The sequence below is a fragment of the Faecalicatena sp. genome (genome assembly GCF_058819085.1).
Genome location: NZ_JBZUUL010000031.1, coordinates 1 through 19,680, shown reverse-complemented (window position 1 = coordinate 19,680; position 19,680 = coordinate 1). Strand labels below are relative to the sequence as shown.

The 19,680-nt window shown below is 43.6% G+C and carries 14 protein-coding genes; 3 read left to right on the top strand and 11 right to left on the bottom strand.

Features of this window, described 5'->3' with window-relative positions:
- Window positions 1-12: 12 nt before the first annotated feature.
- Window positions 13-1,410, bottom strand: a complete 1,398-nt coding sequence (locus AC4OGX_RS15285) for an aminopeptidase (protein ID WP_493331469.1) — start codon at window positions 1,408-1,410, stop codon at window positions 13-15.
- 222 nt (window positions 1,411-1,632) lie between these two features.
- Here AC4OGX_RS15285 and AC4OGX_RS15280 point away from each other — a divergent pair, with 222 nt between their 5' ends.
- A complete protein-coding gene (locus AC4OGX_RS15280; protein WP_493331468.1) occupies window positions 1,633-2,328 on the top strand; it encodes a helix-turn-helix domain-containing protein in 696 nt (231 codons plus the stop codon).
- Window positions 2,329-2,401: 73 nt separating this feature from the next.
- On the opposite strand, the gene AC4OGX_RS15275 is transcribed toward AC4OGX_RS15280, so the two are convergent.
- From AC4OGX_RS15275 to AC4OGX_RS15230, 10 genes are all read right to left on the bottom strand, one after another.
- Window positions 2,402-4,027, bottom strand: coding sequence for an Eco57I restriction-modification methylase domain-containing protein (locus tag AC4OGX_RS15275; protein ID WP_493331467.1), 1,626 nt, complete (start codon window positions 4,025-4,027; stop codon window positions 2,402-2,404).
- A gap of 10 nt (window positions 4,028-4,037) precedes the next feature.
- Window positions 4,038-7,052, bottom strand: a complete 3,015-nt coding sequence (locus AC4OGX_RS15270; RefSeq protein WP_493331465.1) for an Eco57I restriction-modification methylase domain-containing protein — start codon at window positions 7,050-7,052, stop codon at window positions 4,038-4,040.
- Window positions 7,053-7,269: 217 nt separating this feature from the next.
- Entirely contained in the window at window positions 7,270-8,010 is a 741-nt protein-coding gene (locus tag AC4OGX_RS15265) for a peptidylprolyl isomerase (RefSeq protein WP_493331463.1), read from the bottom strand.
- A gap of 162 nt (window positions 8,011-8,172) precedes the next feature.
- Window positions 8,173-9,780, bottom strand: a complete 1,608-nt coding sequence (locus tag AC4OGX_RS15260) for a peptide ABC transporter substrate-binding protein (RefSeq protein WP_493331462.1) — start codon at window positions 9,778-9,780, stop codon at window positions 8,173-8,175.
- Window positions 9,781-9,825: 45 nt separating this feature from the next.
- Window positions 9,826-11,823 carry an alpha-amylase family protein gene (locus AC4OGX_RS15255; RefSeq protein ID WP_493331461.1) on the bottom strand — a complete coding sequence of 666 codons (1,998 nt, stop codon included), beginning with the start codon at window positions 11,821-11,823 and terminating at the stop codon, window positions 9,826-9,828.
- Window positions 11,824-11,917: 94 nt separating this feature from the next.
- On the bottom strand, window positions 11,918-13,012 hold the full coding sequence (locus tag AC4OGX_RS15250) for an aminopeptidase (RefSeq protein WP_493331460.1): 1,095 nt from the start codon (window positions 13,010-13,012) through the stop codon (window positions 11,918-11,920).
- Window positions 13,013-13,030: 18 nt separating this feature from the next.
- Window positions 13,031-14,008: an ABC transporter ATP-binding protein gene (locus tag AC4OGX_RS15245; protein ID WP_493331458.1), complete on the bottom strand. Its 978-nt coding sequence runs from the start codon at window positions 14,006-14,008 to the stop codon at window positions 13,031-13,033.
- Window positions 14,005-15,012, bottom strand: a complete 1,008-nt coding sequence (locus AC4OGX_RS15240; protein WP_493331457.1) for an ABC transporter ATP-binding protein — start codon at window positions 15,010-15,012, stop codon at window positions 14,005-14,007. Before AC4OGX_RS15240 ends, AC4OGX_RS15245 begins: the two co-directional genes overlap by 4 nt.
- A gap of 16 nt (window positions 15,013-15,028) precedes the next feature.
- Window positions 15,029-16,252 carry an ABC transporter permease gene (locus AC4OGX_RS15235; RefSeq protein ID WP_493331455.1) on the bottom strand — a complete coding sequence of 408 codons (1,224 nt, stop codon included), beginning with the start codon at window positions 16,250-16,252 and terminating at the stop codon, window positions 15,029-15,031.
- Between the two features lie 11 nt (window positions 16,253-16,263).
- Window positions 16,264-17,184 (bottom strand): ABC transporter permease, encoded by a 921-nt coding sequence (locus AC4OGX_RS15230; RefSeq protein WP_493331454.1) that lies wholly within the window; start codon window positions 17,182-17,184, stop codon window positions 16,264-16,266.
- A 262-nt stretch (window positions 17,185-17,446) separates the two neighbouring features.
- Here AC4OGX_RS15230 and AC4OGX_RS15225 point away from each other — a divergent pair, with 262 nt between their 5' ends.
- The gene (locus AC4OGX_RS15225) at window positions 17,447-18,136 is read left to right on the top strand and encodes a FadR/GntR family transcriptional regulator (protein ID WP_493331453.1); all 690 of its coding nucleotides are present in this window, start codon (window positions 17,447-17,449) and stop codon (window positions 18,134-18,136) included.
- Between the two features lie 52 nt (window positions 18,137-18,188).
- Window positions 18,189-19,568: a Sapep family Mn(2+)-dependent dipeptidase gene (locus AC4OGX_RS15220; protein WP_493331452.1), complete on the top strand. Its 1,380-nt coding sequence runs from the start codon at window positions 18,189-18,191 to the stop codon at window positions 19,566-19,568.
- Window positions 19,569-19,680: the final 112 nt, after the last annotated feature.

Below are 19,680 nucleotides of genomic sequence, written 5' to 3'. Positions count from 1 at the left end.
ATAAGTATTTTCTTATGCTTTCGCTAAAAATGCCCGGTATCCTTTGACAGCCTCATAGATGTCTGCTTTACTGCTGACTTCATATGGTGCATGCATACAAAGAAGGGCGATTCCGCTGTCAATGACTTCCATACCATAATTTGCCATAATATATGCGATCGTACCTCCGCCGCCTACATCAACCTTCCCCAATTCTTCAAATTGATAAGCGACGCCGGCCTCATCCAGTATCCTGCGTAATACTGCGATATATTCCGCATTTGCATCATTGGAACCGGATTTTCCTTTGCTTCCTGTGAATTTACAGAAGGAAAGACCTCTTCCAAAGAATCCTGAATTCCGTTTTTCATAACAGTCTGCATACAAGGGATCATATGCTGCACTGACATCTGATGAGAGCATTCTGGAATGTGCAAGAGCTTTTCTCACTTTTAGATCAGATTCCCCTTCTGTCAAAGCCATCAGCTCTGCAACTGTATTCTCAAAAAATCTGGACTGCATACCGGTAGCCCCCACGCTTCCGATCTCCTCTTTGTCCACCAGAAGACACACTCCCGTCCTTTTCAGGTCTCTTGCCTCCAGCATGGCAAACAGTGAGGTAAATGCACAGATCCGGTCGTCCTGTCCGTATGCCAGTATCATGCTGCGGTCGATCCCCAAGTCTCTTGCTTTCCCGGCAGGCACGATCTCCAGCTCAGCAGACTGAAAATCTTCTTCCTCGATATGGTACTGTGTTCTTAACATTTCGAGAACATTTTCCTTAACTGCCTCCTTCTCTTTCTCATCCATATCCTTCCTGTCCTTCAGCGGGATATTGCCGATCAGAAGGTCCAGATTCTCGCCTTCGATCACCTTTGCAGCGGTTTTCTCCATATGCTCTGCGGCAAGATGGATCAGGATATCGGTGATTACGAAAACCGGATCGTCCTCTTTTTCCCCAATGCTGACTGTAACAACTTCCCCGCTTTTCAATACCACTACGCCATGCAGCGCCAACGGACGGGCAACCCATTGATACTTCTTAATGCCGCCGTAATAATGGGTATCAAGGTAGGCAAATCCATCCGTTTCGTACAGCGGATTCTGCTTCACATCCAGACGCGGCGAGTCAATGTGTGCCCCGATGATGTTCATCCCCTTTGACAGCGATTCCACACCAATCTGAAACAACACTGCCATCTTCTCCATCCAGACAGCATATACCCGATCTCCTGGTTTAATCCGGCGATTCTCCTCTACGGCCTTCTTAAGATCAAAGTACCCGGCCTTTTGAGCCATGCGTACTGTCAGGGAGACGCATTCCCGCTCCGTCTTCCCCGCATTCAGACATTCCTTGTACCTCTCGCAGATACGATTCAGTTCGTCCAGATCTTTTTCTCCGTATGTCTTCCATACACTCTCTTTTTGCATGATTCACACCTCCAACGTATTACAAATTTTATAACTATTTTATATTTTATTGGCAGTTTATTTATAAATCAAATTGCGCCCTGTGTCTTGACAGGAAACTTTCAGCGTATTATTATCATAATAAATGAATTTTAGTCATATTTTTGAGGGGATTAAGATTAAATTTATCATTTTGCGTATTTTTAATGAAAAAATGGATTTATAAGAAATGAGGCTGAAAGCATGACAATGAATGAAATGGTCGGAAATAACCTTCGAAAATACCGGCAGGCTTACGGATATACCCTGGAGGAACTGGCTGAAAGGGTACATAAGAGCCGTTCCACTCTATCCAAGTATGAGAAGGGGCTGATTTCCATCGATGTGGATACCATTGCAGAGTTTTCTGCTATTTTCCATATCCCCGCCGCCCAGTTTCTCTCTGTTCCCTGTACCTCAGAGGCAGGGCCTGAAAAAAAAGAATTTCTAAACCGGCAGTATCTATACGCTTTCGATGGAAAACGAAAAAGGATCATGAAAAGCATCCTCGAAGAATTCCATTCCTCCGATGCTGAAATGAACTCTGTCCAGCTTTTCTACGACCTGGAAGACCTTGATTCCCCGGGCCGCTGTAAAGTAATCTATTCCGGTATCAGTAAAAAGTTTGATCTCTGCCGCAATTATAATCTGCAGAATCTCTCACACCCGATGGAACAGATCTGGATGTGCGCCATGAACGGCCTCTCTCAAAGTAACAGCCAGATCGGAATCCTGGCGGGTCTGTCTTCGTTCTCCATGTATCCCTGTGCCAGAAAGGTATTGATTTCTTCCACCATACAAAAAGAAAGTGATCTGATGACCGAACTCGTTTTTTCTAAGGAAGATGTGCGGCTGTTAAAGAAATATAATGTATTTACTGTCAGTGAATTCGTATTGTAGCTGTAATTGCGAAAATGGAGAGCAAAGGGGTCTGACCCCTTTGCTCTCCATTTTCAGAATATTCTCAAAATTCTCAACTCCGCTTTAATCTTCTCCGCTGAAGCTTTTTCCAGATCTTCCTTGCCTTCCTGCAGGTTTCTTTGGATACCCCCACTTCTTCTACCAGGATCTGTTCATCTACCAGATCTAAGGCCCTCTCGATATCATCATCCTGACGGATGATTTGATCCACTTGGCTTAAGGTCTCACGGACTTTCCCGATGGGCAGGCTGTCCAGATCCGGAACCATGATCTCGCCCACTTCCCCGGGCAGGATCTCCAGCACACCGCCGCCATAACTTCTCCCGCAGATTTCCGTAAACGCAAACGAAATACTGTTGTAGTAAGACAGGGCGATCCGCTCTGGTTCGAATCCTTCTTTGAACTTAATCCTATGCATAGTGTCTGTTGACACTGCATCACAGCAGTTTAATACGAATTTCGGATACAGGTTATTGCGCCTTAAGAAAAATGCATCCGGCACCCAAATGGATGGAATTCTGTACCATCTTTCCCGTATGGAGCATTTATACCCCTTATGCTCTCCAGCCTTCTCACCCTGCCTGATATATTTCTTATACTTTTTCGGATAGTCCTTATAAGGTATATCAGGAAAATCGATCAGATACGCTGCTTTTCCTGCCTCCACATTTTTCTTCCAATCCTGTTCCTTAAAATAAACACTATGTGCATGGGAGCTGCGCCCGATCAGAGGCCTTACAGTCTCATCCAATCCAAATTGATCTACCGTCTTCTGGTCCACAGAAAAATACTTATTATTTCCGGTCGTAATCCCCACATTGATAACTGCGATATCTGACAGCTTTCTGAACTTTTCATGGCTTCTGATATCCCGGATCAGTTCATTTTCCTTTTTATCCGTAAAATACTTAGTCCATTTTTCATGAACATGCTGCATCTTCTGAAATTCATTTACATCGAGGTCAAAGCCTTCCAGGTCGCTTAGATTACTTAATTCGATAATCCGAATCCCCTTTTCGGCACCGCCCTTCTCTCCAATAAAAACCACGATTTCCTGTTCAATATCCGGAAATACAAGTTCCTCAAATGTGATCAGAGTGATCTTTGACAGAGAATCCGCAAGAAAAAGACGCAGATCCTGTGCGTATGCTACCTGCATGATCTCGGCCGGTATGACAAACACAATCCGTCCATGAGCGCTTAGCATCTGTACGCAGGCAACCAGGAAGCCAACCCAGGTATTTACAAGCTTATTGGACTTCATCCCATGGGAAGTCAGGATCGCCGACATACTGTCTCTTTGATCCTCTGTAAGATACTGGTACCTGATATAAGGAGGATTGCCCAGGATCAGATCATACCGGTTGTTCATGTTTTTCTTGTAAAACTCAAAAAAGTCCTGATTTAAAACGGTAATTTTTTCTTCATCCCCGGCTTTATCAGATACCTTGCCGGCTTCTGCCTCGTCTATTTCAACTGCAGTCACAGTCTCGATCTGTTTGATAGCCCCTGTCCGGATCAGCCCGTCAACAAATACACCATCACCGCAGCTGGGCTCGAGGACTGATCGGATCACCGGATCATTCCTGAACAAGCCTATCATCATTTCCGCTAACGGCAGTGGAGTATAATATGCACCTCTTAACTTCTGTTCGGAGCTATTTTCTTTTAATATCATAATATCCCACCTAAAATTTCTGCTGATATATCCGGGTTATATAATCTTCGATTTCTATTATCAGCTTTTTCTTTTCCTTTTCTAACACACTGCATACTGCTTTATTCCCGCTCTTTTCTATCTGTTCATTTATCTCATAAATCTTCCTGCTGCTTATAACGACCTTCTCATACAGCTTTCTCTGTTCTTCCTGGCTGAAATCCAGCTTAACAAAAGGAACCATCGGCAGCGTATAAGTTCCGCGTGCGATAAACTCTCCCTCAAAATCACTTCCTATGATCTGCAGATACAGATCGGTCAGGGGATGATTCAGCCATGCCTGAATATACTCCAGTTCATATGGGCTTTCATCCTTTCTGGAGATGGCAGCATAGCCTGCCGTGCCTCCGGTCGCGATCAGCATATTATCATGATCCATCAAGTACAGCGGATTATCCTTCTTCCTGTTCACGCCGACAATCAGCTTCACCCTTTCATTCAGGCTGGTGATCGCCTGCCTCCTGCCATAACAATACCACTGGTCCGCTCCCATCCGGGGCTGAACATCGCGGCGTCCCCCCAGGTATTTAGGCAGGAGTGCCTCTTTATTTTCCAGAAGATACGCCCACACCTTTGGATAAGCAGTCTCCATCTCCTGAATCCCGATCAGATTCCCCTGGCAGTCATACGGAAAAATATTATAGGTCCTGCTTAGCATTCTCACATTACTATAAGTGGACAGCGCCTCTTTCTCCAAACGGTTCGGTTTAAAATAAGGGCGCAGCACTGCCTTCTCCGCCGTATACTCTTTCCCATTTTTGATGAAAGAGACGGTCTGATCGTTTTCTTTTGTGATTTCTTTTCCATCGATACGGTATATTTTTTCCGCGCTCGTCTGAATACCATTGAAAATGTCAATATACTCAGTGATACTTTCCGTTTTTCCTCTTATCCCTTCCAGGATATCATAATATTCCTGATTGCCTGTGATAAACCAGGGTTCCGCCACACAAGCTTCCCCCGCCGGCTTCCAGGGCTGTGAATTCAGCTGCTGCTTTGGGATCAATGCCACATCTGTACGCCCTCTGGTCCACAGAGACACCAGATCTTTCACTTCATGGCAGCTCAACTTCTCACTCTTCTCTCCGGCTATCGTCACAATGGAGCTGTAGATCGTTTTTTCTGCAAAAAGCTGTTTTGACCCGAAATCATCGATTTCCAGTATCTGGTCTGCCAGAAGTTCCCTCAACTTTTCGCCGGATTCCACTCTGATCCATTTATTGGGAACGATATAACAAATATAACCGCTCTCCTTTATCAGCTCCAAAGCCTTTTCCATAAATAAAAAGTACTTGTCATACTGCCTGTATGCACTCTTATACTGACTGTATATCTTCCGTTCCTTTTGTGTATGCAGTTTCTTGATGTCCTCTGTCTTCACATAGGGAGGATTGCCTAAAATGACGTCAAACTTTTCTCCGCTGTTAATCTCATCCCAGTCAAAGGGAACTATCTGCACCAGCTCCTGAACACTTGGATCTAACTCTGTCAGAGCTCTCCTGTCAACCAGAGCATTCCCATGCTGGATGTTCGCATCCAGATTCGGAAGGATCGGATCTACCACCTTGACAGACGGTTCATTTTCATCCTCCAAAAGCTTCAATACGAGAGAAAATCTGGCGACCTCCACCGCATGAATATCGATATCCACTCCGTAAATGCAGCTGGATAGAAGCTTCCTTTTCTCTTCAATAGGAAGCTTCTTACGCCCATTGCCCAGCTCCAGCAGATATTGCGGCTCATTTACAGCATACCACTGGACGCAGTAATCCACCAGATATTGATATGCCTCTTCCAGGAATATCCCGGAGCCGCATGAAATATCCACGATCCTCAATTTTATGATCTCCTCCGGTGACTTCCCCAAGCATACCTTATCCAGTGTATTTTTCACCATATATTTTACGACTTCCTGCGGAGTACTCACAACAGATTTATAAATATATTCAAATTTTTGTGCCAGGCGGATCTCACCATCCACAGCTACAATACGCTCTGTCAGAAAGCTTTCATATATTTTTCCCAGAATCCCGGGCTCTATGATATGAAATAAATACGGTGTCTTTGGATAGTATAAAGACATTACCATGTCAAAGATCATATCGTTTTCCAGATCAAACAGCGGATTTTCCTCTCTGAAAAGACCAGAATTATACCGCCTGTCCGCCTCTTTAAACATCTGGTTCAAGACCTTTTTCAATTCCTCTTTGTCCCGGGCAGCATCTCTTAAGCTTCTATATAAAGGTAAATTTCTGTCCTCACAGATACGCAGAAAAATGATCTGGTTGATAAATGCCTGTACCTCGTCATTAAGCCGGTCCAGATCCTGATAGCGTTCATCGGCCCTATACAAATATCTTCCCAGCTCCAGACGCCAGTCGTTGATCTGCTTTAAAAAAGTCCCGTCAATCTCCGTCTGGTATTTCCGGGCATCTGGAAACTGCTTTTCCACAAACTCATCATACTTCCCGCTGTATACACTTTCCCGGGAGATCAGCTCATAGATCTCCTCAAAGTGTTCCACATATTCCTCATAATGGTACTTACGAAAAAGAGAGGCTGATGCACCCTCCCCGGCTTCCGGCTTATTCGTCGTATCATAAATGAGCAGATATTCGAAATTGGTAAGCACTGCCAGCTTATGTTTGGCATTCCAGCCATAACGCCTTGTCTGCATAGCCGGCTCTGCATCCGTGGTGATATCCACCCCAGGCTTTTTTGCTTCTACAAACAGCCTGGATACCCCGTTCAGCGTCAATGTATAGTCCGGGCGCTGTGTATTGCTTAAATACCGCTCCGAAACCACCTCCTGATACTGCGGCAGTGTCCCCTTTACATTCTGGACGTCCCAACCCAGACACTCTAATAGAGGACTGATATACTCATCCCGACAGTTCTGTTCATTATAGCCATTTTTCGAATCATGATAGTAAGCTATACTTTTCCTATATTTTAAAACCAGCTTCTCTAATCTGTCTTTCCCCATATATATATCTAACTCCTGTATTCTTATGTACTTTCCTGTCCGTGCCACAGTATTGCCGATGATCGGCCTGCAATGTTTTTAGTATAACAAATCCAGCTTGACTTTTCTATAAAAATAACTCTGTAGCTGTAGAAAATTGAAAATGGAGTGCAAAGGGGTCTGACCCTTTTGCGCTCCATTTTCAGAATATTCTTAAATTATAGACTTACACCTGGTTCTATTCCTGAACGTATTTGGCTCTCAGTTCATTAACCTTATCGGAATACGCAGCATTCTGCTTCTGCTGAAGAAGATTCATCTTAATGCTCTCTTTCACCTCTTCAAATGGCATATTAGAAGACTCTTTTTTATCTTCTACTTTGATCAGATGGTAACCGAACTGTGTTTTTACCGGTCCTATTACGTGACCAATCTCTGCTGCAAATGCAGCATCCTCGAATTCCTTCACCATCTGCCCTTGTCCGAATTCTCCCAAATCTCCGCCTTTCGCGCCAGACGGACAGGTAGAAAATTCCTTCGCAGCGTCTTCAAAAGTCTTCTCACCATTTGTGATGGACTCCAGGATGGAGCAGCTTGTCTCCTCTGTCTCAGTAAGAATATGCTTTGCACTTACTGTGGCCCCTCTTGTGAACTGCTTCGGATTTGCATGATAATAATCCTCTGCTTCCTCATCCGTAACCTTAATATCTTTCATCACCTCTGCCATTGCCATCTGGGCAAGGATATCTCTCTTGGCATTGACCAGGATCTTCTCGTACTCCTCAGTCTTATCAAGCTCCAGATTCTCTCCCATCTTCGCAAATAAATGCAGGGCGATCAGCTGCTCCAGGCACTGCTTTCTGAACTGTGGATTGGAAATATATGCCTGACGGTCTCTCGGAACAGTATGCAAAAATGCATCAAATTCCTCCTGTGTGATCTCTTCCCCTGCGACAACTGCTAAAACTTCCTGACTCATATGTGTGTTCTCCTTTTTATGTAGTATATCTATTATAGGTTGATTATCTTAAAGTTGCAAGTAAAAAGAGGACCTTTAGGCCCCCTTTTTATTGGATTTTACTGTTATTTTTACAGCTCTTCTATAGAATCTTCCCACTTAGAATTCACTGATTTGTGGGTTTTACTCCGTTACATCCGCATTGATAAAACGGTATACACCTGTTGAAAGGATTTCAAATCCACTGACACGGTCCTGATTGATCAGGCATGTATAAACATCATATGAAATCGGCATATAAGCATAGCTTTCCATTAAAAGCTTCTCCGCTTCATAGAACTTGTCGAAACGTTCTTTTCCACTGGAGACCTTAGCTTCTGTGACCAGCTTATCATACTCCGGATCTTTCCATCCGGCATAATTCATAGAGTTATCGCTTGTGTACAGCTCCAGATGGGTAAGTGGATCATTATAGTCTCCGTACCATCCGCCACGGCACACGTCAAAATCATGCGCAACTCTTGTTTGATGGAATACAGAGGATTCCATATTCACTAATGTTACATCAATATTCAAGTTTTCTTTCCACTGCTGCTGTATTGCCTCTGCCACAGCCTTATTTTTCTCATTCGTGTTATAAAGTAATTCCGTCTTCGGAAAGCCTTCTCCGTTCGGATATCCTGCATCTGCAAGCAGCTTCTTTGCTTCCTCAACCTTACTGTTGTCCTTTGGAATACCATAATCGCCGCTCACTTCATTGAAAACGTTACCGTCATTATCAAGGACCACGCTTGGGATCAAAGAGTGTGCCGGCTCTTCACCGCCTTTAAGCACATCTGTTACTATCGCTGTGCGGTCAATTGCATAGGATAATGCTTTGCGTACATTTACATTATCAAACGGAGCTTTTGTCACATTAAATGCATAGAAATTTGTACTGTTCAGTGGGCTTACCATAAAATTCGGGTCTTCACTAAGCAGACGTGGTTTTTCTGCCGGAGGAACTTCTGTGATCGCATCGATGTCACCAGACTCGTATGCCGTCAGCGCTGTTGTCTGGTCTACGATCATCAGAGCAACAATCTTGTCCACCTTCACATTATCTATATCGTGATAGTTTTCATTTTTCTCCATGACCAGACGGTCACCCGCTTTGTATTCTGTCATTTTAAATGCACCGTTAGTAACTACTTTTTCCGGATCTAATGCCCATGCACCATTCAGATAATCAATCTTATCTTCACGCAGCGGGAAAAATGTCGTATTTGCAAGCAGGGATAAAAATACCGGATTATTGGAATTCAATGTCACTTCCAGTGTCTTGTCGTCCACAGCCTTAAAAGATTCTACACCACCTGATTCAAAAATCCAGGAGTATGTAGATGCAACCTCCGGATCGAGTGCGCGTTTCCACGCAAATTCAAAATCCTGTGCACGTACCGGCTCGCCATCTGACCATTTGTTATCTCTTAAATGGAATGTATATTCCTTTCCATCGTCACTGACATCATAACTTTCTGCCGCTGCACATTCAAACTTACCATCCCTTTCGATCATCAGGCCTTCATACAGATGATTCAGGACCAACGTTCCATCGTTTCCGCTATTCAGCCCTGGATCCAGTGTTGTAGGCTCCTGTCCGATATTGAATGTAATCACCTTTTCACTGGCTGTTTTCTCTTTTCCTCCTTTTTTCTCCTCTGCATCCTTCTTACCGCTGCCGGATGAACATCCGATCAGAGTTCCTGCCGCTAGCGTAACTGATAATAAAACTGCTATCGCCTTTTTCATATTTTCCCTCCTAATTTACGTTTGTAAAAACAATCCCTGTGCATTTTAATAAGATATTTCTATCATTTCGTGTCCGTTTATTTCCGGTATAGTAAAGAATATTTTTCCTGCCTCCTTATCAGAAATATACTCGATTTTCTTTCCTTCCGGTACGAGCGTCACTGCTTTTACCGGCTCGTTCAGACACAAGATTACATTTATATCAGAAAGAGGGATCACATCCTCCACGATCTCCATTTTTCTGCCTTTCTTTACAGGAATATAATGCAGGGCGTGTAAGATATACCTTCTCTTATCCGGCTGACAATTCAGCTTTAGTTCCAATGATGACGGGCCATCGTGACTGGTCAGATGACTACCGAGAATTTCCCGGATCACATTTTCCAAAAGCTTTTTGATCCACTCTGTCGCATAATCCTCTTGAATAGAGAACACTGGATGAGCAAATTGATACACCTTCCCCTTTTTCACTAACGCCGCTGAGCCATATTCATAACTACAGGGAGTATGCCTGTGACTACAGAAATGATTCCATGTCCTGTTGAAATACGGGATCATTGTCATAAGCAGGACTTCTGCCCCTTCCCGCGGTTCAAGCTTAACACCCTGTTTGTACATAACGAATTCCATGTTCGGAATACCTGCTGCCAAATCACCCTCCATTACAATGAAGTCTGGTGAATAGGGCGCCTCGCCCTTTATCCTGGCAGGTAAAAATGCAGCACTGCCTTTCTCTTCTGCCAAAATTCCAGAATGATAAGAGCTAATGAGGGCGCCTCCATGCTCCACATAAGCCTTAAGTTTTTCTGCAATCTCCTCTTTCATGGGTTCAATACTGTCGGGCAGGATAATCAGACGGTATTTTCCAAAGTCCTCCTGTGAATCGATTACATCTGCCTGTATACTAATCTCGTTTAAAAGCTTCACAGCCCCTGAAAGCTCCTCTAAGACAAAGGTGGAGGAAGCCCCTTTAAATTCCATAGGTGCCAAAACTGCCGCCTCTGTTACCGGCACAGCCCCCTTGCACCATGCTTCCTTTTGTTCAACCTCCTCATACACCTTCCCGATCAGTTCATATGTATAGGGATTGATCTTCCCATTCGGATGAAGTTGGTCACCGATGGAACAGCCTCCGCCATAAGCCAATGCCCGGAAACATTCATACTGCAGGGATGCCAAATACCTAAGTGAAGAGAAATCCCCCCAGTCCAGATGGAACCTTCCAGTCTGCCCGGTAAGGGGCAGTCCCAAAGTCCTCGCATACAATGCTGTCGGAGGGAAATGCCCGTATCCCCAGGCGCCTCCCGGCAATGATTCAATCTCAAAATGAGTAAAGGTATCCTTGTTCTTCCGGTGCTGTGTTCCCAGAAATCCTACATTATAAAATACCGGGCAGCCTGGCTGGATCTCATGGATAAAGGCAGTCATATCTGCCTGAAAATGATCGAATACTAATTGTGCAAACTCATATCTGACCTTCTTATCCTCAGGATTCATCCCCAGCTTTCTCATGCTGTCCACACAACGATTGCAGCAGCAGGGCATGATATTCAGGATATCCAGAAAAAGGCCATCCAGTTTTCCCAGACAATCAAAAATGTCACGAATGTGTTCCTTTAAGAAATCTACATACGGGGAATTCAGACATATATTCCGGTAAAAACCTGGCTCAAACGGCGTCTGCCTAAACGGCGCTCCATTCTCATCTATACACAGCCAATCATAGTGTTCATGCGCAATCTTATCATCCCACTGTATAGTAGTATAAACAGGTACTTTGATTCCCCGTTTATGGCATGCTTCAATCTGTTCCTTTAAAAGATTTTTATTCACCAGATTCGGATGAATCCGTTCCGGCATAGCTTTAGAATCATAATACAGCCATCCATGATGGCATCTGGCAAAGCAGGTGATCGAATCCACATGCGCCTTTTCCAATGTTTCTGCAAACTCGCCAGGTTCAAACTCAGATCCAATCCCTGGAATCTGTCCATTTGTATGAAAATCAAGATGAACCTGTCGGTATCTAAGCGATTCTTGCATATCAGTCTCCTTCAAGTGTTAATTCTATTTTCTTATTTTCTCAGTCCTGTCACAGCAGATGTTTAAAATCTACCTGACGTCCTCTTAGTTGATGTTAAATATTCAGCCCTTCCAGCTCTTTTAACACAAACCTTCCATCTTCCCTAATCAGCACATCGTCAAAGTAAATTTTTCCGCCGCCGTACTCCGGTGTCTGTGCCAGTACCATATCCCAATGTATATTAGAAATATTTCCGTTACTCGCACCATCACAAAAATTCCCCGGTGTAAGGTGGATGCTCCCCCACATCTTTTCATCGATGCTCCCATCGTTGGTACATTTCCTGATATTCGGATTGATTCCAAAAGAGAATTCCCCTGTATAACGCGCTCCTTCATCTGTATCCAGGATCCAGTTCAGTTTATCTGTATGATTCGATGCAGCCTCCACGATTTTTCCATTCTTAAAAACCAACTTAATATTCTCAAAACAGATGTCCTGGAATACGGATGGAAGATTAAATGTAATCACTCCATTTACAGAATCTTTCACAGGTGCCGTAAATACTTCCCCATCCGGGATGTTCAATTCTCCGCAGCAAGGCACGGCCGGAATGTCCTTGATTGAAAATTTCAGATCTGTTCCTGGTCCCACTATATGTACTCTGTCTGTACGTTCCATCAGTTCCTTCAAAGGCATTGCTTTTTTCTTCATATCTGCATAATCCAAATTGCAGACACTATAGTAAAAGTCCTCATAAGCCTCCATACTCATATTTGCAAGCTGTGCGATCGCGCGGTTGGGATAACGCAAAAGCACCCATTTTTTATCCATACGGTATTTCCGAAGCATTGCCCTGGCATCAGAATAGCACTCCATACCTGCTTCCGGTACATCCGACAATTCGGCCGCATTAAGCATTCCGCGAATTCCGATCGCTGCATCCATCTCTTTTAACATATCCGCATAACCACAGTACTGCAGCAGCATCTGTTTCTTCGTACACTGCTTTAAGAGCTTCCTGTTCACAGAAGCGATCTCATACTGAACAAAAGGAAGCCCTCCTGCCTCATAGATCTCATCTATCAACAACTCGATCAATGGTGCCGTGTCCGCCTCATTTGCCTCTATCAATACTTTTTCACCTGGCTGTACATTGACGCTGTACCGCACGAGTCGTCTCGCCAGTTCCTTCATTCTCTGATCCATGACTTTCTCCTCTTTCTTCTATTTGTCATAAAGATGGCAGGCACAGTAATGCTCCGTTCCCATCTCCTTAAGCTGTGGCTCCTCTTCCCTGCAGCAATCCATCACATATCGACATCTTGATGCAAATCTACACCCCTTCGGAGGATTGATTGGACTCGGAACCTCTCCCTCCAGCATGATCCGTTTCTTATACTTATCCTTATATGGGCTTGGAATTGCAGACAATAGCGCCTGCGTATATGGATGCATCGGATTCTCATACAGCTCATCACTTGATGCAATCTCCACCAGCTGTCCCAGATACATGACACCGATTCTATCCGAAATATGTCGTACCATAGAAAGATCATGGGCAATAAATAAATATGTAATTCCATATTGCTCCTGGATATCCTCCAGCATATTTACCACCTGGGCCTGTATAGAAACGTCCAGGGCCGAAATCGGTTCATCACATATTATAAATTCCGGATTTACCGCCAACGCTCTGGCTATTCCGACACGCTGTCTTTGTCCGCCAGAAAACTCATGCGGATAACGATTCGAATGCTCCTGCTTTAGCCCTACATTTTCAAGCAGCTCCGCGATTCTTGCCTGTCGTGCCTTGCCGGAAGCAAGCTTATGAATATCCAGCGATTCACCGATAATATCACTTACTGTCATTCTCGCATTCAGTGAAGAATACGGATCCTGGAAAATCATCTGCATCCTCTTACGGTATGGTAAAAGCTGTTTTTCCTTCATGCGGCTGATATCCGTCCCGTCATACAGGATCTCACCTTCTGTCACATCATACAACCGGATCAGTGTTCTTCCGGTCGTAGATTTTCCGCAGCCAGACTCCCCTACCAAACCGAATGTCTCTCCTTTATAAATAGAAAAATTCACATTATCTACTGCTTTTACAAACTGTGTTTTCTGTTTTCCGAATCCCTTTTTGATTGGAAAATATTTTTTCAGGCCTTTCACTTTGAGTAGTTCATGCTTTTCCATCATTCGTTCCCTCCCTTTTCAAGCAATGCTTTTACCTCAGGGTTACAAAGATGGCAGGCACATCTGTGCTTTTCTCCGATCTTCCACTCTACACTGGCTGCCTGCATACACAGATTCATTGCATAAGGACAGCGGAACGCAAATGGACAACCGTCAAACGGTGTAATCAAATCCGGCGGTGAGCCTTCAATCGGCTTTAAGCGTTCTCTGCTTCCTTTCTTCACATTAGGAATGGAGCGCAAAAGTCCTTTCGTGTATGGATGTCCCGGTGCATCGAAAATATCTCTGCAGATCGCCTCTTCCATCAGCCTTCCACCGTACATTACTTGCACATAATCACACATTTCGGATACAACCCCAAGATCATGAGTCACCAGGATGATGGTGGTATCTGTCTCCTTCCTGATGTCCTTTAACAAGTCCATCATCTGTGCCTGTATAGTAACATCCAGTGCAGTGGTCGGTTCATCTGCCAAAAGCAGCTTTGGTGAGCACGCAAGTGCAAGCGCGATCATGGCTCTCTGACGCATTCCGCCTGAAAATTCATGGGGATAGCAGTTGATACGTGACTTAGCAGAAGGAATCCTGACCAGCTCCAATAATTCTAAAACCCTCTGATTTGCATCTTTTCTGGAAATATGCTTATGTGTCATAATCGTCTCTGCAATCTGGTTACCGACTGTAAACACCGGATTGAGTGAAGACATCGGATCCTGAAAGATCATAGATATCTTATGGCCCCTTACATGCTGCATCTCCCGATTAGATTTCTTTGTTAAGTCCTCTCCATCAAAGAATATCTCTCCGTTTTTGATCTTACCGGGATGCTGTAAAAGTCCCATAATTCCCAGAAGAACTGTACTTTTTCCGCTTCCAGATTCGCCTACGATTCCAAGGATCTCTCCCTTTTTAACAGAAAAGCTCACATCCCTGACTGCTCTGACTTCTCCTACATGTGTATAAAATGAAATCTCAAGATTCCTGATTTCCAATAATGAATCATTCATAGTCGTTTCCCCCCCGCTACTTTCTCAGTTTCGGATCCAATGCATCTCTTAATCCATCGCCCAGGAAGTTAAATCCCAAAACTGTCAAACAGATACATAGTGAAGGCAGCAGAAGCTGATAAGGATAGCTTCTCAAACCTCCGAGGGCATCACTTGCCAGCGTTCCCCAGGATGCTGCCGGTGCACTGATTCCTAGTCCGATAAATGAAAGGAAGGATTCTGTAAAAATCGCACTTGGGATATTCATTGTTAAGGTTACGATGATCGTACTCATTGCATTCGGGATTAGATGCCGTGTCATGATCCTTTTTGCTGAGGCGCCGAGTGTTCTTGCTGCCAAAACAAATTCCTGCTGCTTGATATTAAGAACCTGTCCGCGGACTTGACGGGCCATATCCACCCAGTAGACCGATGCCAGCGCGATGATGATTGTCTTGATTCCCGGTCCTAATACCACCATCAGCAATACCACATATAATGTCAAAGGTACGGTACTGATAATATCTACGATACGCATCATGATATTATCTACTCTTCCTCCAAAGTAGCCTGCTGTCCCGCCGTAAATAACCCCAATACAAAATTGTGCCAGTGTTGCAATCAAGGCAACCAAAAGTGAAATCCTTGCACCGTATACTAATCTTGCCAGCATATCTCTTCCCAGATAGTCGGTCCCTAGATGATATGTCCGATTCCACATCTTTTCCATTGGCGGTGTTTTTCCATCTATTTCGATAGAATAACTAGCAATGGAATTTGCCAGCTTCATATTGCCTTCCTTTCTGGCCTTTGCTACTTTTGCAGCACCAGAATAGTTCACAACAACTTTTTTTCCATTTACTTCGAATTCCTTTACCCTCATCATCTGATTTTCATTTGAAGGTTCAAGTCTTTCCAATACACTTCCTTCATTATTTAATGTATACAGACTGTACTCTGAGTTTACATACAATAAAGTTTCATCGTCTAAACGGTAGCTTTCTAATCTTGGCGGCAGATTTGTCATAGTCAGATCCTGGCTGAAATAGTTCTGAGTTGTAAACATATTTCCACATATAGCAAAAAATACCATACAGATGATGATAACGGCCCCTACGATCGCCAGCTTGTTTTTTAGAAATCTTCTTCTAACATCCTGCCAGTATGTCAGACTACGACGCGTAATATCCTGTGATTCTTTTTCGTCGAAACTCACCCGTTCTATATCTTTTATTGTAATCTTCTTGGCTGTATTCTCCATCCCGTCCTCCATTAATCCTGAAACTTAATACGCGGATCTAAGAATGCATAGGCAATATCTACTGCCAAAATCATAATCGCTGCCATGGCTGCATATAACATGGTTGTTCCCATGATTACAGTATAATCACGATTATTGATTGCCTCAACAAAGAACTTGCCCATTCCTGGGATCGCATAAATCTTCTCTGTTACGAAGGATCCGACCATAATTCCGGCTGTCATCGGCCCTATGTAAGTGACGACTGGAATCATCGCATTCTTTAGAGCATGCTTGAAAATAACCTTACGCTCCGGCAGACCCTTCGCCCTCGCAGTACGGATATAATCCTGTCCACATACATTCAACATACTAGAACGAGTAAGACGCAGCACATATGCAAGTGAAAAACCAGCAAGAGAAATGGATGGACCGATATAACATTTCCATGAATCCAATCCATGTGTAGGTATCCAGCCCAGCTTTGAACCGAATACATACAGGATTACTGTCCCAAGTACGAAGGTTGGTATCGCAATGCCCAGGGTAGCAAACACAGTCGTGACATAATCCGGCAGCTTATTCTGCTTTAATGCTGCTATGATTCCGAAGGGAATCCCAAGCAGAATAACAATTGCAAGAGCTACTAATCCCAGCTTTGCAGAAACCGGAAAGCTCTGTGCCATCATATCTGACACCATTACACCATCCTTCTTGAAACTTGGTCCAAAATCAAAGGTTGCAGCTCCTTTTACATAATCCACGTATTGCTTCCAGAGCGGATCATCCAAGTGGTACTTCTTCTCCAAGGATGCCAACACTTTTGGCGGAAGTTTCTTCTCCGTAGTGAAGGGACCACCCGGAACTGCTTTCATCATAATAAATGTAATCGTACAAACTAAAAACAGAGTAATAACAATTGAAACGCAGCGTTTCAATATATACTTTACCATTTCCTCACTCCTTTTCTATCATCCATTCATCCTCTGTCTCTTGGTATCACTATTTTATCCTCTAATCTTCTCCCCTCCTTATTCATTTTTGGTTATTTTGCATAATGGTAGTACTGGTACTACCAGTTTTTCTTGTGCTCATCATACTGCAAACTCATATTTTTGTCAACATTTTTTGTTTCTTTTGTATAGTATAGTTCAAGTAGTTATTGCAAATATATTTTGTTTCATTTATACTTAATAGCGGAGGTGGTAAATTTTTATGTTAACCCCAATTAAAAAAACCAGAAAAGAAGTCCTATATGTTCAAGTTGCTGATGCAATTATCGAATACATTAAGGGTCAAAAATTAACAGTCGGAGATAAACTGCCCAGCGAACGCATCTTAAGCGAATCATTACAGATCAGCCGGAATTCTGTGAGAGAGGCTCTACGCTACCTGGAGACCCAAGGTATCATCCGTGTACATACCGGCATTGGTTCCTTTATTGCGAGTGATTGTTCCGAACGCTCCGTCTCACTAAATTTTATACAGCTGAACTACCAGGAAACTCTTGAGATCAAGACATCCCTTGAAATTTTACTCGCCAGCAAATTAATCAACTCTATTACAGATGAACAGCTGGACCTTCTTGACTCACTAATCGTTGAGATGGAAGAAGAAAGTAGGAGCGGAAAGCTTTTTCATGAAACAGACCTGCGATTCCACAAGTGTCTGTATGAGCTTTCTCCTAACTCTACTTTAAAGGATATGATTTCAGATATGGTTGCCACACTAGATTACTACTGGACACAATCCGTAGGCTTCCCGGATGATCCCCGGAGTATGGAATACCACCGTAATATTGTGACCGGACTCCATAATAAGGATCTGGCTTTTATAGAAAAAAGCTACAAAGATATGCTGGAATACGATATCCGGCTTTTTATGGACCTGACTCAAAAAAAGTAAATGCACTGAGTAACCGTAATGAAATACATGTATAAAAAGGAAGGATATTTGAATGAACCAACAGCTAAATGATTGGATCGATCTGCACAGGAATGATATTACCGAGGCCCTCAGAGACTTGATCAGATATCCAAGCGTCAAGAGCGCATCGTTTTCTGATGATATGCCTTTTGGGAAAGAGATTGCAGATGCTCTTAGCTATATGATGTCTTTAGCAGATAAATATGGTTTTACCAGAAAAAATCTGGATGGCTATGCCGGATACATTGACTCCGCCCCATATGGCAAAGAACTTGTGGGAATCCTGACTCATCTCGATGTTGTACCTGCTGGGGAAGGCTGGAACTTTGATCCTTTTGGTGCAGCCATAGCGAATGGAAGAGTATATGGACGTGGTGCAATGGACGATAAAGGTCCCACTATTGCCGCATTTTTTGCAATGCTGGCACTTAAAGAATGTAAAATACCTCTGTCCCGCAGACTCCGCCTGATCATGGGATGTGACGAGGAGAGCGGCTTAACCTGCATCGAGCACTATAAGCAGGTGGAAGAAATTCCCACCATGTCATTTTCTCCCGATGCTGATTACCCCTTGGTAAATTCCGAAAAGAATATCTTTCATGCATTTTACGAATGTGATTTTTCTTCTACTATCACGATTCAATGTGGTGAAAGAGTTAATATTGTCCCGCTGCTTGCTAACGCATCTGTTCCATTTAATCTGGACGAAGTTTACCGTCTAGTCGATAGACAGATGAAAAAAATTGGATTTGAGTACAAGCTTTTCACCATCGAGGAAGGTACCAAGATTGAGGTTTACGGAAAGGCAAGTCACTCTTCCCATCCTGAAAATGGTAAAAATGCGCTACAGGCTTTATTTTATTTGCTGACTCTGCTCCCTTTGAAAGGAAAAGACCGGGATATCATACATCTTTTATATGATATGTTTAAACTGGAGTATAATGGAGAGTCACTTGGACTGAGCAGAGAGGATGAATCAGGTAATCTGACTCTGAATGTAGGTGTTATGCACTGGACCCATAATGGCTTCGAAATGCAGATCGATATACGGGCACCGCTTTCTGTCTCCCGTGAAGAGATTGAAAATACGATCAATGAGCGGATTGCCGGAAGTGGAATTATCTGCGGGAACAGAACTAAATTTGTAGACGGTTTATATGTGCCGGAAGAGAGTGAGCTCGTCACCAAACTCCTCAATGCATACCGCAGTTTTACCGGCGACTATCGTCCACCAATCAAAATCGGAGGCGGCACATACGCACGTAAGCTTCCAAATGCGGTTGCATTCGGGATCGAATTTCCCGAAACCAAAAGTGTCATGCATATGCCCGATGAGTATATCGACATTGATGACTTGATTTTGAATACAAAGATACTAGCACACGCTATGGTGGCATTGGCTTCTGAGTAGAGCATAGGGGTCAGACCCTTGAGCATAGGGGTCTGACCCTTTTGCTCTCCATTTACAGAATATTCTGAATTCGGAGTGCAAAAGGGTCTGACCCCTATGCAAACAACAAAAA

Bases quoted from the DNA above. Each gene is read 5' to 3' on its own strand.
- AC4OGX_RS15240 (WP_493331457.1), bottom strand. From the start codon at position 15,012: ATGAATGATTCATTATTGGAAATCAGGAATCTTGAGATTTCATTTTAT.
- AC4OGX_RS15265 (WP_493331463.1), bottom strand. From the start codon at position 8,010: ATGAGTCAGGAAGTTTTAGCAGTTGTCGCAGGGGAAGAGATCACACAG.
- AC4OGX_RS15280 (WP_493331468.1), top strand. From the start codon at position 1,633: ATGACAATGAATGAAATGGTCGGAAATAACCTTCGAAAATACCGGCAG.
- AC4OGX_RS15255 (WP_493331461.1), bottom strand. From the start codon at position 11,823: ATGCAAGAATCGCTTAGATACCGACAGGTTCATCTTGATTTTCATACA.
- AC4OGX_RS15285 (WP_493331469.1), bottom strand. From the start codon at position 1,410: ATGCAAAAAGAGAGTGTATGGAAGACATACGGAGAAAAAGATCTGGAC.
- AC4OGX_RS15275 (WP_493331467.1), bottom strand. From the start codon at position 4,027: ATGATATTAAAAGAAAATAGCTCCGAACAGAAGTTAAGAGGTGCATAT.
- AC4OGX_RS15235 (WP_493331455.1), bottom strand. From the start codon at position 16,252: ATGGAGAATACAGCCAAGAAGATTACAATAAAAGATATAGAACGGGTG.
- AC4OGX_RS15220 (WP_493331452.1), top strand. From the start codon at position 18,189: ATGAACCAACAGCTAAATGATTGGATCGATCTGCACAGGAATGATATT.
- AC4OGX_RS15245 (WP_493331458.1), bottom strand. From the start codon at position 14,008: ATGATGGAAAAGCATGAACTACTCAAAGTGAAAGGCCTGAAAAAATAT.
- AC4OGX_RS15250 (WP_493331460.1), bottom strand. From the start codon at position 13,012: ATGGATCAGAGAATGAAGGAACTGGCGAGACGACTCGTGCGGTACAGC.
- AC4OGX_RS15270 (WP_493331465.1), bottom strand. From the start codon at position 7,052: ATGGGGAAAGACAGATTAGAGAAGCTGGTTTTAAAATATAGGAAAAGT.
- AC4OGX_RS15260 (WP_493331462.1), bottom strand. From the start codon at position 9,780: ATGAAAAAGGCGATAGCAGTTTTATTATCAGTTACGCTAGCGGCAGGA.
- AC4OGX_RS15230 (WP_493331454.1), bottom strand. From the start codon at position 17,184: ATGGTAAAGTATATATTGAAACGCTGCGTTTCAATTGTTATTACTCTG.
- AC4OGX_RS15225 (WP_493331453.1), top strand. From the start codon at position 17,447: ATGTTAACCCCAATTAAAAAAACCAGAAAAGAAGTCCTATATGTTCAA.